This window comes from Rhodococcus koreensis (assembly GCF_900105905.1).
In the GTDB taxonomy this organism is placed as follows: Bacteria; Actinomycetota; Actinomycetes; order Mycobacteriales; family Mycobacteriaceae; genus Rhodococcus_F; species Rhodococcus_F koreensis.
Genome location: NZ_FNSV01000005.1, coordinates 297,264 through 314,328 on the forward strand (window position 1 = coordinate 297,264; position 17,065 = coordinate 314,328).

At 68.1% G+C, this 17,065-nt stretch carries 18 protein-coding genes; 12 read left to right on the top strand and 6 right to left on the bottom strand.

The window, feature by feature from the left end; genetic code table 11:
- Nucleotides 1-131: 131 nt before the first annotated feature.
- Both BLV94_RS05555 and BLV94_RS05560 read right to left on the bottom strand, forming a co-directional pair.
- Nucleotides 132-1,559 (bottom strand): GTPase, encoded by a 1,428-nt coding sequence (locus BLV94_RS05555; RefSeq protein ID WP_072951599.1) that lies wholly within the window; start codon nt 1,557-1,559, stop codon nt 132-134.
- Nucleotides 1,556-3,451 (bottom strand): dynamin family protein, encoded by a 1,896-nt coding sequence (locus BLV94_RS05560; protein WP_072951602.1) that lies wholly within the window; start codon nt 3,449-3,451, stop codon nt 1,556-1,558. Before BLV94_RS05560 ends, BLV94_RS05555 begins: the two co-directional genes overlap by 4 nt.
- A gap of 243 nt (nt 3,452-3,694) precedes the next feature.
- Here BLV94_RS05560 and BLV94_RS05565 point away from each other — a divergent pair, with 243 nt between their 5' ends.
- The 7 genes from BLV94_RS05565 (at nt 3,695) to BLV94_RS05595 (ending at nt 9,648) form a co-directional block, all read left to right on the top strand.
- A complete protein-coding gene (locus BLV94_RS05565) occupies nt 3,695-4,972 on the top strand; it encodes a DUF7373 family lipoprotein (protein WP_244163516.1) in 1,278 nt (425 codons plus the stop codon).
- A gap of 311 nt (nt 4,973-5,283) precedes the next feature.
- Nucleotides 5,284-5,631 (top strand): histone-like nucleoid-structuring protein Lsr2, encoded by a 348-nt coding sequence (locus tag BLV94_RS05570; RefSeq protein ID WP_072951605.1) that lies wholly within the window; start codon nt 5,284-5,286, stop codon nt 5,629-5,631.
- A gap of 45 nt (nt 5,632-5,676) precedes the next feature.
- Nucleotides 5,677-6,429 carry an SOS response-associated peptidase gene (locus BLV94_RS05575; RefSeq protein ID WP_072951608.1) on the top strand — a complete coding sequence of 251 codons (753 nt, stop codon included), beginning with the start codon at nt 5,677-5,679 and terminating at the stop codon, nt 6,427-6,429.
- 677 nt (nt 6,430-7,106) lie between these two features.
- Entirely contained in the window at nt 7,107-7,463 is a 357-nt protein-coding gene (locus tag BLV94_RS05580; protein ID WP_244163517.1) for a hypothetical protein, read from the top strand.
- Nucleotides 7,464-8,118: 655 nt separating this feature from the next.
- Nucleotides 8,119-8,463 (top strand): hypothetical protein, encoded by a 345-nt coding sequence (locus BLV94_RS05585; RefSeq protein ID WP_083395493.1) that lies wholly within the window; start codon nt 8,119-8,121, stop codon nt 8,461-8,463.
- Between the two features lie 76 nt (nt 8,464-8,539).
- Entirely contained in the window at nt 8,540-9,082 is a 543-nt protein-coding gene (locus BLV94_RS05590; protein WP_072951678.1) for a DnaB-like helicase N-terminal domain-containing protein, read from the top strand.
- Nucleotides 9,083-9,171: 89 nt separating this feature from the next.
- The gene (locus BLV94_RS05595; RefSeq protein WP_072951680.1) at nt 9,172-9,648 is read left to right on the top strand and encodes a hypothetical protein; all 477 of its coding nucleotides are present in this window, start codon (nt 9,172-9,174) and stop codon (nt 9,646-9,648) included.
- 401 nt (nt 9,649-10,049) lie between these two features.
- On the opposite strand, the gene BLV94_RS05600 is transcribed toward BLV94_RS05595, so the two are convergent.
- From BLV94_RS05600 to BLV94_RS51725, 3 genes are all read right to left on the bottom strand, one after another.
- On the bottom strand, nt 10,050-10,640 hold the full coding sequence (locus tag BLV94_RS05600; protein ID WP_072951686.1) for an Lsr2 family DNA-binding protein: 591 nt from the start codon (nt 10,638-10,640) through the stop codon (nt 10,050-10,052).
- Nucleotides 10,641-10,871: 231 nt separating this feature from the next.
- Entirely contained in the window at nt 10,872-11,294 is a 423-nt protein-coding gene (locus BLV94_RS05605) for an HNH endonuclease family protein (protein ID WP_307718336.1), read from the bottom strand.
- Nucleotides 11,267-11,566, bottom strand: coding sequence for a hypothetical protein (locus tag BLV94_RS51725; protein WP_307718337.1), 300 nt, complete (start codon nt 11,564-11,566; stop codon nt 11,267-11,269). The genes BLV94_RS05605 and BLV94_RS51725 overlap by 28 nt, the downstream gene beginning before the upstream one ends.
- 302 nt (nt 11,567-11,868) lie before the next feature.
- Here BLV94_RS51725 and BLV94_RS05610 point away from each other — a divergent pair, with 302 nt between their 5' ends.
- The 5 genes from BLV94_RS05610 to BLV94_RS05630 all read left to right on the top strand — a co-directional run bounded on the left by BLV94_RS05610 (nt 11,869) and on the right by BLV94_RS05630 (nt 16,319).
- The gene (locus tag BLV94_RS05610) at nt 11,869-12,057 is read left to right on the top strand and encodes a hypothetical protein (RefSeq protein ID WP_074933614.1); all 189 of its coding nucleotides are present in this window, start codon (nt 11,869-11,871) and stop codon (nt 12,055-12,057) included.
- A gap of 755 nt (nt 12,058-12,812) precedes the next feature.
- Entirely contained in the window at nt 12,813-13,037 is a 225-nt protein-coding gene (locus BLV94_RS05615; RefSeq protein WP_072951848.1) for a DUF3263 domain-containing protein, read from the top strand.
- Between the two features lie 832 nt (nt 13,038-13,869).
- A complete protein-coding gene (locus BLV94_RS05620) occupies nt 13,870-14,382 on the top strand; it encodes an acetate and sugar kinases/Hsc70/actin family protein (protein ID WP_074933617.1) in 513 nt (170 codons plus the stop codon).
- Complete coding sequence (locus tag BLV94_RS05625; protein WP_074933620.1) at nt 14,370-15,530, top strand: globin domain-containing protein; 1,161 nt, start codon at nt 14,370-14,372, stop codon at nt 15,528-15,530. Before BLV94_RS05620 ends, BLV94_RS05625 begins: the two co-directional genes overlap by 13 nt.
- Before the next feature lie 87 nt (nt 15,531-15,617).
- Nucleotides 15,618-16,319: a pyridoxamine 5'-phosphate oxidase family protein gene (locus tag BLV94_RS05630; RefSeq protein ID WP_074933623.1), complete on the top strand. Its 702-nt coding sequence runs from the start codon at nt 15,618-15,620 to the stop codon at nt 16,317-16,319.
- Nucleotides 16,320-16,824: 505 nt separating this feature from the next.
- On the opposite strand, the gene BLV94_RS05635 is transcribed toward BLV94_RS05630, so the two are convergent.
- A complete protein-coding gene (locus tag BLV94_RS05635) occupies nt 16,825-17,064 on the bottom strand; it encodes a gas vesicle protein GvpG (protein WP_074933626.1) in 240 nt (79 codons plus the stop codon).
- Nucleotide 17,065 lies beyond the last annotated feature (1 nt).

Here is a 17,065-nt window from a genome sequence, read left to right on the forward strand (position 1 = left end):
CGGTGGAACATCACGGGTCGGTCCTTCCACAAAGCGTTCTCGGCGGGTGATGGTTGGATGCGCGCCGCGGGCGAAAGGTTCCCGCCGACGAGCACACACCCCCACCGACCCGGCCCGCCTGGGTTTGGGTCTCAGGTGGCGGCGAGGGCGGCGTAGGTGCGTTGCAGCACGATCAGGGCGGCGTCCTCGGCCGCGGTCAGCGTCGACAGCGCCTGGGTGTGCGCCCAGCTCAGCTTCTGCTGCGCGGTCGCCCGCACCTGGTCCGGGCCCACACCGGCGGGGAGGCCGAGCTGCCCGGCCGGGGTGGGGTGTTCGAGGAGCCGGCGCAGTTCGGTGGTGACCGGGGAGCGGGGATCGGCCTCGAGCATGGCCTTGAGGTGTTCGAACAGCACCACGGTGTTCAGTGCGGGGTCGCGGCGCAGCTGGTCCACGACGCCGCGGATCTGGTCCCGGGCGGGGTGGGTGAACGCGAGTTGGTCGAGTTCGCGGATGATCCGGCTGGCCCGGTGCACGGCGGCGAACCGGCCCAGATGCTGCGAGAGCACCCCCCGCAACTGGGGGATCCCCGAGTGCGCGGTCAGCCAGTCGTTGAGGGTGGCGGCCCCGTGGGCGGCGACGTCGCGGCCCGCGGCGATGCCGTATTCGCCGAGCAGATCGAGGAGCCGATCACGCACCGCCGCGGGCACCACGGTGGGGGTGTCGGTGTCGAGGAGATCGAGCACCTCGAGCGGCCCGTATCCGGTCAGCGACGCCAGTGCGCGGGCGTCGGCCTCGGTGAGCGCCCCGGTGTGGGCGGTTTCGGCGAGCAGCCCGGCGATCGGCATCACCGTCATGACGGTGTCGGCGAGCCGGTCCGCCAGGACCCGGGCGTGGGCGATCGCGTGCTCGAGCGGATTGCGCTGCCCCAGTGCGCCTTCCCCGAACCCGTCGGCGCGGGAGAGGACGCCGAGGGTGTTCAGTGGGGTGAAGCCGAGTTGTTTGAGGAAGGAGATCTCGTCGGCGCGGGGGGCGGAGTCGAACAGGAACACCGCGGCGTCGGCGTCGACGGATGCGGTGCGGGTCTGCTCGTACCCGTCGATGAGGACCCGGCGGGTGCGGGCCTCGTTCTCGGCGGTCAGGGTGGCCAGGCCGGGGGTGTCGACCAGGGTGAAGTCGCGGATCGCCGCCGAGGGCAGCCACCGGTGCAGGTAGGCGACCTGCGCGGGGTCGACCCCGAGGTCGGCGGTGTGGCCGCGGGACAGGTGCAGCGGGCGGCGGGAGCCGTCCAGCAGGACCACCTCGGCGCGGGAGGGGGCGCCGTCCTGGTAGACGGCGACGATGCTGGTGGCCTCGAGGGCGGCGGTTTCGGCGACCGGCGCCCCGATCAGGGCGTTGACCAGGGTTGATTTCCCGGCCTTGAGGCGGCCGACGATCACGATCCGCGGCGGGGACCAGAGGACCTGACCAATCCGGTTGGCGTGGGCGGCCAGGTCGGGGGCCAGGGCGGCGAGCGCGTGCAATGCCCGGTCCACGCCGGCGCGCACCGGATCGACGGCCGGTGCGGTGGGGGTGGCGGTCACCGGGGATCCCCGCCTTCCGGGTCGGCGGCGGGTGTGGGGTGGGTGGACAGTTCGGCGATCAGGGCTTCGGCGCGGGTGATGTTGTTCTCGACCACCCGCAGGTTGTTCTGCAGGCGGGTCAGTTTCTTCTCCCGGGTGGCCTTGTCCGCCCGGGCGGTGTCCTCGGCGTCTTTGATCTGCCCCTGCAGGGTCTCGATCGAGGCTTTGACGTGTTCGCGGTAGCGGATCACGATCTCCGGGCGGGCAAGGGCGAGGGTGGATTCGAGCATCCGGGCGGTGGTGGTCTTGGTGGTCGCGATCGTCTCCCGCAACCAGGACAGCAGGTTCGTCTTCCCGGCGCGCATCGCCTTGAACCCGAGGTTGAATCCGACCCAGGCGACGCCGACGACCGCCCCGACGCCCATCATCGCCGAGACCCCGATCAGGCCGCCGAGCATCGACGAGCCCATCACGCCCATGGTGATCATCGACGGGTCGAGCAGGCCCTGCCGTTTCCCGGCGACCTGGTGGGTTTCCAGGGTGCGGTTCGACAACGTCGCGAGGACCTGCTCGGAGATCTCGTGCCAGATGACCTCGGAGGCGAATCGCGGGTGCACGATCTGGGTGTAGAGCTGCTCGAGGAACAGGTTGACCGATCCGGCCATCGCCGCCTGGAAGTCGCGTTCCATCTCGGCGGTGAAATGCTGCGGGTTCCGCCGCAACACCGCCATCCCGTTCTTGTTGATCCGGGTGGTCCACTTCTGCCGGATCCCGTCGAGGCGGCGGTCGAGGTCGTCGGTGGCGTGCTGGCGGATCAACGTCAGATCCCGCTGCAGGTATTGCTCCCACTGCGTCGAGTGGTCCTTGAGGCCCTGCAGTTCGGTCAGCTGCGCGGTCAGATCCGGGATGACCTCACCGCTGCGGGTGATCGCCCCGATCTGGGTGTGCATGTCCGTCGCCAACGTGCGCAGCCCCTCGACCGCGGTCCGCAGCCCGGTGATCGTCGGAAGGTGTTCGGCGATGGCGAGTTTCGCACCGATCAGCTCGCGCAGCTCGGCAATCCCGGACCGCGCCTCCGCGTGGTCGCGCCCCGGGCCGGGTGCCATCTCGGCGGCGATCACCGCCCGCAGACTCGACACCCCCAGCACCGGGACCTGCCGGCCCAGGTGCCGCAGCAATAGTTCCCGGTTTTCGTCGACGATCGGCCGCCAGCGGCGGATGTTCTTGTCGGTCTTGGTGACCACCACGATCAGCGATTCCACCGCGGACCCGGTCTTGTCGATGAACGCCATCTCCGGTGCCGTCAGCGGGGTGGTGGCATCGCACACGATCACCAGCACGCAGGCCTGCGACGCCGACGCTTCCGCCAGGACCGCGTAGGACGGATCCAGCCCGCCGACGCCGGGGGTGTCGATCACGGTGACATTCCCGAGGCGGCTGCCGGTCACGGGGACGATCGCGCGGGTGGGCAGTTCCGCGACCCGGCTGTCGGTGACATGGGCGCCCTCGCACGAGACCCAGTCCGCCAACTCGGCATGCCGGATCTGCTCGGTGCGGCCGGGGAACAGGATCTGCGCCGTCCCCCCGGGGTGCTCGGCGGTCGCCTCCCCGAAGCTGATCGTCGTCGACGTCGTCACGTCCACCCCCACCGGGGAGGCGCCGCGCCACCCCACCAGCGCATTGACCAACGAACTCTTCCCCCGTTTGACCTCGCCGACCACGACCACCGACCGGGTCTGCTCCACGGTTCGGGCCCGCTGCTCGGCGAGATCGCTGATCGCGTCGTACCCGAAGGGGCGCAGGATCTTGCCGGTGATCGAGGAGAGCAGCACCTCGGCGCGCTCACGCGGCGGCACCTCGGCGGCCGGGGAGGCAACAGTGGCCGGTTGCCCGGTCTGGGCTGCGGTGTCCACGCCCCTCTCCCCTTTCCGCCGCGGTCCTGTGTGCGCCCGGGTGGTGGGCGCCGTCGAACCCTAGCGCGACCGGCCCAGGGCCTGCACCGCCAGCCGACCACCCCGCATCACCGGTGGGTGTGACGGAGGCCACCGCAGCGGTGTGGGAACCTTCCAGGCGGTCGCGGCCTCCAACTACCACGACCACACGCTCCCGCCCGGCGACGCCGACACTCGCGGGGGCGGAACAGGGAAGGGACCGACATGAGCATGAGGACCACCACGTGGATGCCGGCGGCGGCCGTGCTCGCCGCCGCGGTGCTGTTGGCCGGCTGCACCGGCACCGACACCACCGCCGAACCGGTCGGCAAATCCGGCGGAGACCAGGCCACGACCGCGAGTGTCGATCCCGCCGCCCTCGACACCGGCAGCTACCCGACCAGCCCGGCCCCGGAGTTCGGGCGGGCCACCCAGGAGACCATCCTCGACGTCGACGGGCAGCGGCTCGCCGAGTTCACCGTCGTCCCCTTCGAAATCGACCCGGAACTGACGGCGGTGAAGATGCCCACGATGGTGATGCGCAGCGGCAAGAACCTCGGTGTCGTCCTCAGCGACGCCGCCGGGGACATCGCCCACAGCCACCAGATGCTCTACGGCTACGTCTCGACCGCGACCACCCCCACCACGAAAACCACCGACCCGTCCCGGTCCGTCGTCCAGGCGGTGATGCGGTTCAACAACCCCGACGACGCCGCCGCCACCGCCCGCGACATCCACCAGAATCTGCTCACCGTCGACGACGGCACCGGCCTCGAGACCGCCGAAAGCATCGACATCCTGCCCCACACCCTGGTCTCGACCGGACAGACGAACTTCAATGCCGGACCCGAGGTGTCGGTGAATGCGTTCACCCCGCACGGCGACTACCTGCTCTACACCTGGGCGAAAGCCCCCGCCGCCGACAAGGACTGGACCGCGAAGGCCGTCGCGACGGCCCTGCAACTGCAAGAACCGCTGATCGACCGGTTCCCGGCCACCCCGACCCGCGCGCAGAACGGTGGCCAGTCCGCGGAGCTACCGATGATCGACCAGGACAAGGTCCTGATCTACGCGATCCCCGAAGACGACGCCCAAGCCCAACTCGGCGACGACATGGCCGCCTACGGGCCCCGCGGCATGGCGCACCGCTCCACCAACCCGCCGCTGACCTACAAGGTCCTCACCGACGCCGGATCCGACCACAACGCCGTCTACAAGACCACCGTCTACCGGGCGAAAGACGACGCCGGCGCCGAGACGATCCTCACCGAGTTCTACAACGACCTGCTCGCCGAAGGGTTCACCGCCGCCCCCACCCCACAGGGTCTGCCCGACGCCAAATGCGCCACCAAGGACACCGTCAACGGCACCCAGGACTACTGCATGGTCGCCAACGGCCGCTACGTCGGCGAAGCCAGCGGCACCGACAACAAGAAGGACGTCGATCAGCAGATCTCCGCGCAGTACCTGATCCTCGAGCACGCCGACCAGAACGCCGAGTAACCCCCGGCCCGGACACGCCAGGCACCGCTGCGCCGGGTGGCTGTGGCCTCGCCAATCCATGGCAGGGCCACAGCCACCCAGAGGCGCTCATTCTCATCTCGGGACCGGCCACCTTCGACTGCCCGACTCCGGGTGTGCCATGAGAGTGGTTGCACGGAAGTCGTTTCCGTCCTGCAACGACGACCGCGGTGGGCGGGGCGCCGTTCTCGTCGTCGCCTGAACGTCCACGGTCCGCGCTGAGCCCCGCATTTCGTGGGGTGCCCCCCAGTACTGTCGTCTGGTCCGTACCCAAGAACGCGAGGAGTGGATCCGTGGCACGCAAGGTCGTAGTGGAGATGGTCGACGACATCGACCGCACCGCCTTCGGCGAAGACGGCGAGAGCATCCACTATGCCGTCGACGGCATCGAGTACGTGATCGACCTGAAGGACGAACACGCGAAGGAACTCCGCGAGACCTTCGACTACTACATCACGCACTCCACCCGGGTCGGCGGCCGCAAACACCGCTCGGACCGGCCGGGCAACGCCACTGTCGGCAAGCGGCCGCGGGAGGAAACGAAGAAGATCCGCGCCTGGGCGCTCAAGCAGGGATACGAACTCTCCTCCCGGGGCCGTATCCCCGCCGAGATCGAGCAGGCCTTCCGCGACGCCCACTGATGCGACCTCACCCGCCACGTCGGTGCGTCGTGGCACGCTATCGGTATGTGTGGTCGCTACGCCTCGACGACGAGCCGGGGGTCGTTGCTCGAGACCTTCGAGATCGACCCCGACCGGGCCGACCCCGAGGTTCCGCCGGACTACAACGTCGCACCCACGAAAACCTCGCCGGTGGTGATCGCCCGCACACCGAAGGACACCGACGATAAGCAGCCGCAGCGGCAGCTCCGCAACCTCAAGTGGGGTTTGACACCGTTCTGGGCGAAGGATCCGAAGATCGGCTCCCGGATGATCAACGCCCGCGCCGAGACGGTGCACGAAAAGCCGGCCTATCGGCAGTCCTTCAAGTCCCGGCGGGCGATCATTCCGGTGTCCGGGTTCTACGAGTGGTTCCCGACCGAGGAGGTCGGCAAAACTGGGAAACCGCTCAAACAGCCGTACTACATCCACCCCGCCGGCGGTGACATTCTGCCGTTGGCCGGGATCTTCGACTTCTGGCGCAACCCCGACGTCCCCGAGGACGATCCGGACGCCTGGCTGGTCACTTTCTCGGTGATCACCACCAATTCCACCGACGACGTGGGGCACATCCACGACCGGATGCCGATGAGCGTGGCCGAAGCGAATTGGGCGGACTGGCTCGACCCGACCAACACCGACGTCGATTACGCCCGATCCCTGATGGCACCCCCGGCACCGGGGAGCCTGGACACCTACCCCGTGTCCAAGGCCGTGAACAACGTCCGCAACAACGGCGAGGACCTGGTGAAGCCGATCACCACCGGCGATGCCCACTGACCACGGGTCCGGCCCGGTGCCGGCCCGGGCGCCTCAGCCGTGGACGTACTCGCGTCGGAATACCGATGGAGGGTCCGCTGTTGAGAAGGCTGACGGTGGCGCGCATACCCCGGGTACCACACCAGAACAGTCGCCGCGAGCGACCACTTGCCGAGAGGCGATATGGCGTCACCATCACCCCGTGACCGGGTAAGACCTGCACTGCGTAGCGTTCCCGGGCGGGTGAGGAGCCGCTGACACCGGGGAAGGCGTCGGCGGCTTTCCTCTGACATCCCGCGCGGGTCTCCCACGGCATGATCGAGAATCTGGGACAGTCGGCGACCTCGCCCGAACCAGACATCGGCGATCACGACTCGGCCATGGTCACTGCTTGCGCCCTTGTCGACCGGGACGAAAAGAGGGCGGCATCACCGCTGGTCCTGAGATTTCACCGAGAAACAGGCCGCCACCCGCCTACCAATCCGCGGAACCCCGCAGATCAGGACCGTGATGGGATCACCGGTCTGGGCAGTGAGTGGCGACCTGCTGCTCGTCGCACAGGTCACCGTAGACCGCCCCTCCGACACGGCCGCGGAAACCCGACGTCGGTGACCCCGAAAGCGATGATGCTGGGCACCCCTGCGGCGGCCGGCACCACCGCATCCGCCTGATCGACCGTGGGTTGCTACCGTCCGACGGTGCATTCTCTCCTCAGCAACCGTGGCCCCGTGTATTGGCGGCGGATCCAGCGAGAAGCCGGCGACCGATGGCTCACCCGGGGCAGCCGGGGACTGCGCGGAATGACCCGCACCCCTCCCCCGATCACCGACCACGAGTGCGCCACCCTCGTCGCGGTGCTCGTCGAAACGACCGGCGGCCGCTGGCCGGAGAACCAGACCCGCATCGCCCGCCTCCTGACCAGACTTGACATCGATGGCAGCGCAATACAAATGGCGGCAACCATCCGATCGCTGACCGCCGATTCCGCCTGGCCCACACGCGCCCACGAAATCGAATCCAGCGCCGCCGAGTGGTGGCACCAGTGGTCCTCCTGACGACGCCAGGGGCCCGTCGCCCGGAATCATGCTGACGGGCCCGCGTCGATAGCGGAGACGGTCACCCCACGCGTGAGCATGTCCGAGACACCGTTAGGATGAGTGCTGTTCCAGCAGCGCATCCCCCCAATTTTGTTCTGCTGGACACCCCCCCGTGCCCCGGCGTCATCCCCCCGATGCCGGGGCACAATCATGCGCACGACGGACGCCAAGGTCGAGCGACGACGGAGACGAATCCGAGTCGGACACCCGTGGGCGACTCCGCCGCGCTTCGCTGCGATCCCGCAGGCCACACGCCGACGCGACGAGACGGCAGAGGACATCGGCCCACAGCCGATTCGGGGCCGCACGGTGGCGACGCCTGAGGAGCAGAACCCGCTCGGCGCTGGGTTCGTGCCGAACCCCGACTCTGCTGCGCTCCGGCCCACCGGTCTCATCCGAGGGCGGATCGCCGGGCATCGAACCCGCCCCTTGCTCTGCACCAGGACCCGCCAGCGATGATCGGCGGTCGGGACTTCGCGCAACACGGCGGCCCGCAGCGTTCTTGCCACTCACGATCGATCAGCCGTACGCCTCGGGTGGGCGGCGCCACCAGTGGGGTCTTCCCTACCCCGCCGCTGGCGCCGAAGCGTCACCATAACACATAATCGAATGTATGTTCGATGAGAAGTTCCGGCACTGGCGACCCACCTATGACCCCAAGCCGTGGCGCACGATCACCCCACCCCAGCCGGTGACGGTCGATCTGGCCACGGCGATCGCCCACGACGGAGGCCGCCTCGCCCACGATCTTCCGCTCCGGGTCCGCGCCGAAGGACTCAACCTCGACATCCAAGTGCCCGGCGTGCTGCATGCCTGGGCGCGCACCTCCCGCGGCTCCTGGCTGGCAGCATGCACCTTCACGGTCCCCACCGGAAACAATCTCGGCTCCCTCGAGGTCACCCAGTGGTGCCCTGCCGCTTCCGTCACGCCGCGCGAAACCGGGCCGCCGAGTACATGATTCCACGACGCCCGACCGTGTCACCCCCACCGATCTGCAGCCTGTCCACCACGACACCCCGGAGGAGGCGACGACGATGAGCACCAGCGACCAGGCGAGCGTCGAGGAACCCGTCGACGTGCTCCGCCCCGGCGACGTGGACGCCGACCTCCGCGAGGACATCGAAGCCCTGTGTCTGTGCGCCCTGCTCTGGGCACCGGCCGACACCGCCGCACGGGCGGTCGCCATCGTCGAAACCACCGACTTCCACCGCCCCCTCCACGCCGAGCTCTATGGTGTCATCGCCGCACTCGTGCGAGAGGGAGCACCTCACGGCGCCGCCATGGTTGCCACCGCCCTCGAGCGCGACGGCGAACTCGCCGGCCACCACGGCATCCGCATCGCCCGTGCCCTCACCGACATCGCCACCGCGGGAGCTGATCCGGTCTCTCTCGGCTACTACGCCAAAGCCGTCGTCACCCGCGCCTACCGGCGCGGCTACCACGAGGCCGCGCAATCGATGGCCCAAGCGGCGGCCGAACTGCCCGACGATCAGCTCTTCGAGCACCTCCTCGCCATCGGCCGCGAACGCCGCACTGCCAGTCGGCGGCTCATCGCCCTTCGCGCCGCGGAGATCTGACACCTGGCAGCCGTTGCTCGGATTGCCCCGTTGACCCACAGATATGGAAACATACCGATCTGCATGTTTCATCAACGGGGAGGGCGGACATGGGGCAGGGGGATGACCCGCGCATCAGGGTCATGGGCAGTGTGATCTGGAGGTGGAGCAGATTCGACGGTCTCGCCAATCATCACTTGGAGCAGATTCTGCAACGGGGAGGCTTCCTCGACGGTGACATCACCGACCCGGAAGCTGTCAACCGGGCGGTACGCGTCGCCGTCGAAAACCCTGCCACTGTCGCAGAACTCGACGACTGGGCGCAACGTGCCGCCAATCGGTGCGCCGGCGCACCCACCTCGGACCTTCGGTTGGAGGACTCGATCGGCTACCTCACCGAACGCCTCGACGCCGTCCCGTTGACCCCCGAGATGATCGATGAGTGCTTGCGCAAGGTCGCGGCCGTTGATGATCAGATCGTGGGGGCCAAGGACCTACCCGAGCTGGCGCACCCGGACGCCACGACGACCGCATTGCTGTGGAGATACGTCGAGGCCCGGGGCAGGGTGCTCGCCGCCTCACTCTGACTCGGCCGCGGCGGCGGGCTGACCCGGGGGCCTTGGGACCGTGGACATGTGCAGGTGTCCGGAGACAGTGCTGGTGTCCGGGAGCGCGCCGCGCAGTTCGGGTTTGGAGATGAGCCGATCGGCGGCGTGCCAGATCGTGTTCGGCTGAATCTCCCGCCCAGTGCCACTTCCCGACCTCGACACCAAGTTCCCAGGGCGTCACCCCGGCGGCGGGGCGCACCGGCCGTTCATCATGGTCGGGCGCACGAACGGATGCGGTGGACACCGTCTGTGCCCGCGGACAGGGGTGGGCAGGACCCGGCGGCATCAGGAGTAGGACAGGAGGCAGCGCCGAACTCGGGTTCGGGTCGAGTCTCCCGGGTGACGCTGCTGTGCGTGGGCGACCGGCACCGCTCCGGTTGTCAGTGGGCGTCGGCGAAAGCCTGCTCGATGTCCGCGGGTATGCGTCCGCGGGAGGAGATCTCGTACCCGTGCTGGACAGCCCACTGGCGGATTTCCTTGGCGGTGCTTGTGCTCCGGTTTCGTCGGGGTCGGTGTCTCGGCCGTTGTTCCTGCACGGGCTGCTCGGTCGCGGGGCTCTCGTCGGTCTCGTCCGTCTCCTTGCCCGGCTCCCCTTTTCCCTTACCCGCTCGCTTTCCGTCTGTGCGGCCCCGTTCGTTCGCCGCGGACCCCTCCCCCTCACGGTCCTTGGTCTCGCCCTCGTCCGGCTCGACGAGGTGCAACCGGCGGATATCGCCGGACCTGCCCAGTGCGCCGGCTCCAGTGCCCACATGCCCCGCCAGGCTCTCACCGCCGGAGTGGAGCCGGCTGGTCAGCGAATCGATGTGTGAGGTGACCGCAGTGATCGCCGCGGCTTTCGCGGAGTTCATCAGCTCTCCCCGAACGGTCTCGCAGAGCTTGGCGACCTCCGGGGAACTGGTGAGCGTCGCGGTCCCTCGCCCCAGCAGGTAGCCCGCCCCGAGGGCCACTACCACCTGGCCGCTGGTTTTCATCGTCGTCACCCCGCAAATGCCGAGCTGTCGTCCGCGTACCTCGGTTGGCGGGCGGGAAGGGTGTGTGTTGGAGCCGTGCCCGGCGCGGGGTGCGTATACGGGTGCTTACCCGGGGCCGGGACGCCTAATCATCGGTACGCAACGTCCGTGGACGGTGGGTCGAACGGATGGCGTCCCCCGATCGCGCATGGCGGTGCGCGTCCACGCTGATCTCGGCTGGCACAGCGGTGCTCAGCAGGAGTGCAGGACCTGGCTCATCGCGTCCTTCTCCGCCTGGGTCACCCACAACCGGTAGAGGGCTTTGACGTCGACCTGCCGGGCAACGTAGGTGCACCGGTAGGCCTTGTTCGGCGGCAACCACGATGCAGCGTCCGAATCGGACTTCTGCGAGTTGGTGGGTCCGTCGACGGCCTGCAGGTTGCGGGGGTCGTTGGCCAGGTCGCGGCGCTGCTCCGGGCTGAGCTGCTGGGCCCCCTTCTGCCACGCATCGGACAGGGCGACGACGTGGTCGATCTGGACAGCGGTGGAGGTGTCCTGCCCGCGGACGAACGCGATGGTGGTGCCGGTGTAGGTGTCGTGCAGGGTGCCGGTCGCCACCACACAGTCCCGGGTGCTGGTCTTGTAGGTCAGATCGACCAGGTCCCGGCGGAGGATGTCGTTGCGGGTGTCGCAGCCGTTGTGGCCGCCCTCGACACCGTTGTCGTCGGACCAGGACGGGCCGAACTGCTCCCGGGTGTACCCGGCGGAGCACGGCCCTTGACCGCGAGGGTGTCGAGCTTCGCCAACGCCGGCGCCGCATCGAACACCGGTGCTCCCCCGAGCGACCCGGCGCCCGGGTCCGCGTCGGCGATCGCCGAGCACCCGGTCAGACCGAGCACGGTGACCGCACCCAACGCGAGCAGGGCGGTCCGGGGGCGTGCGCGCATGCGACTGTTCTCCTGTTACCTGTGTGACTGATGGTGCACGCAAGTATTGCGGACACCTCCGACAGGCTCGGCGATCGGGGTCGGCGCGGGGTTCATGGTGTCACCGGTGCAATCATCTCCGTCGAGGATGGTCATGCCCTCATCGAGTCCTTGGTGGACAGCCCGAGAGCATTCCCCACTCCGGGTCCAGCTGAGGTTCCTCGCACCAGCGACCTGAACCGCCGTGTCCGCGGCACGACGCCGCAATGGCCTTCCACGGTGATACATGCGGGCGTGGTGACCCACCAGAAGGGAACCTCTGGATGCGTGTCCGCCGGACGCGGATCAAGGCGGGCGAGGCGCTCGTCGGGTGGTCGCCCGGCCACGGATCGCACCGCGTCGGCGGCATCGGCCGGACGACCCCGACGGTCCGGCCGGTGGTCGAGGGTGCGGTACACGCATCCTCCACCGCCGACCTCGGCCGCATCCGCAGGTCACGCGGGCGCCGGTGAGTGTGAATCCCTCGTGGGCGAATTAATCTGGTCGGTTGTTTAATTTCACAGACTGGGAAATCCGGATTTATGTGAAACGCGGCCGACTGGTCCGTCCGATAAAAGAAATAAGCGCGAAACAACGTTCGCGTGGATACCCGACCACAGCAGAAGGAGTGAAATCTGCATGGGTTCTGCAGGAATTGATTTCAACGTCGCTCTCGAGGCGTTCCTCCATTGGCTTCAGTTGAGCTTCGGCATCGGCGGCGGCATCGGCTGACCGCCCGCAGCGCCCGGAACACCGCACCGTAGGACGGGAAGCGGTGGTGCTCGGCTCGCCAACAGGTGAGCCGAGCACCACGCTGAACTGCGCAAACTGCAATGTCTGCCAGGCCCGGCGGCACGCCGGTGTCGAACCACCCGTCGGGGAGCGGTCGGACCGGCCCGAGCGGTTCATGCTGGTGCGAGGCCCGGTTTCCGTCGACGGTTCGGAGCGCTGATCCGGACGGTCGCACACGTCCGGGACGGGTCCGAGAAAATTGTTCGCGCGGCGCCGAAATATTCGCGTGGAGCCGAAATTTCTACCGCCTGAGCGCTCATTACCTGAATTGCGAGGGTGACACTATTCGAGGTGGTCGGAAATGAGATGCGGGGCACAATTCGCGGGCTTCGCGGCAAGCGCGGCACGTCACTGAACCCCGGGCGCATCACAGCTCCCCACCAAAGCACATGAGCACACGAGCACACGAACGACGAGACGGGAAAGGGGTGGCCAGATGAGTGCTGCACCGATGAGCCGGATGGTGTCCTTCGAACTGCGCTGGTACAGCCACGGCGGCGGCCCGGAAGAGACGATCCTGGCGGACTTCGGGATGAGCCCCACCGAATTCTTCCGGGAACTGCACACCAACCTCGAACTCGACCCGCCGACGCCACTGCAACCGAAATTGGTCGAGACGATGAAGGCCGTTGCTCGCCGACGGCTGTGGGCAGGCTCCTGACCACACCGGCACCGATCAACCCGGCCCCGCCGCGGCGGCTGGGCACCCGGAAGCGGTCCCCGCCGGAGGGTCTCCCGTCGGTGACCGAAGGGCCCCGGGTTCGCAACCGCGCGGTGTCCGGGCACGCGGGAAACGCGACATCAGCGCATCACGACCGCGAAGAGCGCGAAGCGTTGTGGATCAATCGTTTTCGTAGCACCGGTGCCGGAAAGGGCTCATGGGATTCCGGCCCCGCGGGCGGCGGGTCCGGGAGCGGTGCCCGCGCGGTAGCTCCGTTGCTGTCGGAGCTTCGTTGGGCGGGACACCTGCCAGGTGTGCACCCCCACGCGGTATCCCCCCGAGCCGGGTCGGCGGCGGAGACGTCATCGTCAGTGTCGAGGTTGGTCTGGGCGGCGAGGTCCGAGCTTTGGGGGGTGTGACCGTCGATGTTCCTGGAGGGAGTCGATCTCTCGGCGGAGACCTCGTCGAGGCGGCGCCTGGCCTTCGCCAGCAGGGCCCCCGGGTTCGAGAATGCCGACTTCCAGGCACCCCTGGTCACCAACCGGTCGGTGACCTCCCGATCGACCGGCGACGGCGTGCCCGCGCAAGAGGCCGCGGAGTCGTCCTTGCTTGTCCGCAGAACTCGACGCCGAATGGAACAAGCACGCTCGAGCAGCGGAATCCCTTGCGGGCCATGCGTTACAGCGCTCGAGCGTCGTGTAGTCAGCCGTCACAACGGGGTAGCGTCGCGTTGCATTGCAGGCGTACCGCTTCCGCCCCACCTTCATGCTCCTGTGACCGAAACGTTATAATTTGGTTATGAGTTCGAATCTCAGGGTGTCCATCGGAGCGAGTGCGGTGCGGCGCGTACCCGGACGAAGAGAGCACCGGCGCAGCGAAGTCCCGCTCGCGGGCCGTCGGCACCGACGGATCCCACCCGGAGGAACTCGCCGCGGAAACGGTCGGCACCCTGCTCGCCGAGCATTCCGGCGACGACCACCCGCCGGCCGTCGCCCACCAGGATCACCAGCAGGCCGGCGTGGTGCGGGCGGCGGCGGCCCGGCACCAACTCCACCACGTGCAGGTGGTACCCGCGGAGACGGCGGCGCTGCGGCTGCTCGAGGAGACCGGTGTACTCGGAGACCACAGGACCGGTGTCCTCCTCGACCTCGCCGGCTCCGGACTCACCATCACGGTGCTGGGCCGGTCCACCGCCACGGTGCTGTCCCGGACCCGCACCGACGAGATCCGCGGCGATCTCATCGACGAACTCATCCGCGACCACCAACTCGACCAGCACCACCTCGGCGAACCCACCGACCCGTTCTCCCACTATCAAAGGCGGCGATTGTCGTGGACTCTCTGACGACTTCATTGGTCAGATCAAGCTTCAAATCCGTCGGAGCGTCCCCAGGGGGCGAGAACGCCTTCGCGCGAGCCTTCTATGCCGTCCTGTTCGCCTCCAACCCCGAGATCCGCCAACACTTTCCGGCCGCCATGGACGACCAGCGCGACCGACTCATGCACGCCATCGGATACGTCATCGACCAGCTGGACACACCCGGCGAGGTCCTGCCGTTGCTCGCGCAACTCGGACGTGATCACCGCAAGTACGGCGTCACCGATGACCACTACAACGCCGTCGCAGACGCACTCATCACGGCGCTGGCCAACCTGACCGGGACCGAACTGTGGACCGACGAGACCGAGCGCGCATGGCGCGACGCGATCGCCCTGATCGTCGCCACCATGACCGACGCGGCGAACGCCGAGCAGGGGCCGCCCACCTGGGTCGGCACCGTGATCAACCACCACCGAGTCCTCGACGACCTTGCCATCGTTCGTCTCCAACTCGACCAGACCATGCCGTATGTCCCCGGTCAGTATGTGAGTGTGCAGGTACCCACTCGCCCCCGGATGTGGCGTTACCTCTCCTTCGCCACCCCTCCCCGCCCCGACCGGATCGTCGAATTCCATGTCCGCCGCGTCTCCGGTGGCTGGGTGAGCCCCGCGATCACAACAGACACCCGCATCGGCGACACCTGGCTGATCGGCTCCCCGCTCGGCGGCCTCGGCGTGTCACGGCGGCCGGGTCGACGTCGCCTGATGATCGCCGAAGGGACCGGAATCGCGCCGCTGCGGGCGCAATTGCTGGATATGCCCCGACTGGACGACACTCCCCGGACCCATGTGTTCGTCGGCGGGACCTACCCGTGCGACCTCTACGACCTCGATATCCTGTGGGGGCTGTCTCGGACCTGCCCGTGGCTCACCGTCGTCCCGGTCATCGAAAACAGCGACAACCCGTGGTGGGTCTCGGGAAACACCCAGAATCCGGCCGGGATGCACGATCTGCTCACCGGCCAGCTCGGACGCGTCGTCGCCACGTACGGGGACTGGACCGATCACGACATCCAGGTCGTCGGCTCACCGTCCATGGTTCGCGCCACGAAGTACCAGCTGATGGCCGCGGGCGTCGATTCCGCCGACATCTGCCACGATCCCTTGTACTGAGAGGTGGATCGGGCACTGCGGAAGTTACTGAACAGTCACGTAGGGTGAGCGCCGACCGAGTTGCCCTCGATTCCCGTCAGGAGCGTCATGAGTGCCCGCCCCCCGATCGGCAGCGTCGGCGAACGAATTCTCCAGTGGAAGTTCGGAACACAGGAGCGCGCCACCCGGTTCTACTCCGACCAGGTGCTCGATCACCTCAATCCGGCGATGATCGAGTTCGTGGGCCGTCAGGAGATCGCGTTCGTGGCGACCGCCGACGCCGACGGCGAGTGCGACAACAGCCTGCGCACCGGCGAACAAGGATTCATGCACGTTATCGACCCGCGAACGCTGGCGTATCCGGAGTACCGCGGAAACGGGGTGATGGCGAGCCTCGGCAACATCGCCCAAAACCCGCACGTCGGGATCCTCCTCGTGGACTTCGTTCGTGACCTCGTCGGCCTGCACATCAACGGTTCCGCTCGGATCGTGGAGGACGAGGACCTGCGGGCCGCGGTGCCCGACCTGCCCGCCGATCACGGCGGTGGCCGTCTGTCCGAACGGTGGGTGGTGATCACGGTGCAGGAGGCGTACATCCACTGCCGCAAGCACATTCCCCGCATGGTTCCGGCGCCCCGGCACCGCTGCCGGGGAACCTACAATGCCCCACGCAAGGGCGGTGACTACTTCGACGCGAAATCGACTCCACGCCAGGACGAGTCGGCGAGCACCACGGTCGGCGTGCAGCGGTCGGCCACCCCTGCGGAGTCGACGATCCGTGACGCGACAGCCGACGCCGGCGACCACTGAACACGGATCTTTCACCTCGTCCTGGAGAACTGAGCGATAGCCCCGTGCAGCGCCCAGGCTGTGCGCGGGCACAGGCAGTTCCGCACCCCCGTCGATCAGGTCACCCGGTACACGCTCGACGCCCCGGTTCCGATCCTCGCAACTACGCCCGTCACACCCCGCTGACCACCTGTTGAGCGGCCGCTCGGTCATTGTTGCGGAGGCGGTACGCGCGTAGCGTCGACGGTGCGGATCGAGAGAGTAATCGGATTGCGGTGAAGAGCTCGAGAAGCAGAGATCCGGCCGAGAATGCGAGAGCATTCCCGGCCGAACCCCTGTCCGGGGCACTCCCGGAACCCATACGTTCGGACCCCGACATCGGTGACGTACCCGCGACCCCTCGATCTGCGCCGGTTGCAGCGGCAGCGCGGCGCTGTGGGGTGGGGCCGGATACACCCGCCTCTCCACCCGAGTCCCCGACCGGTGCGGCCGGGCAAGGTCCGGCTCTGGCGTGTGCCGGACTCGCTCAGGGGATGGCTCCGCCACCGCCCGTCATCTGGTCGAGGATCGCCTGCTGTGCCTGCATTTCCTCCTCCTCGGTGATCTCACCGCGTTCCCGGGCCTCCTCGAGTTCCTCGAGCGCCCGGCGGGCGCGCGCCGGATCGTGCAACTCCTGCTCGACCTGCCGCTGGATCAACTCCGCCAGCGAGATCACCCCCTTGACCGGTTGCAGCGGCAAGGTGACGATGAACGAGAACAGACCCATC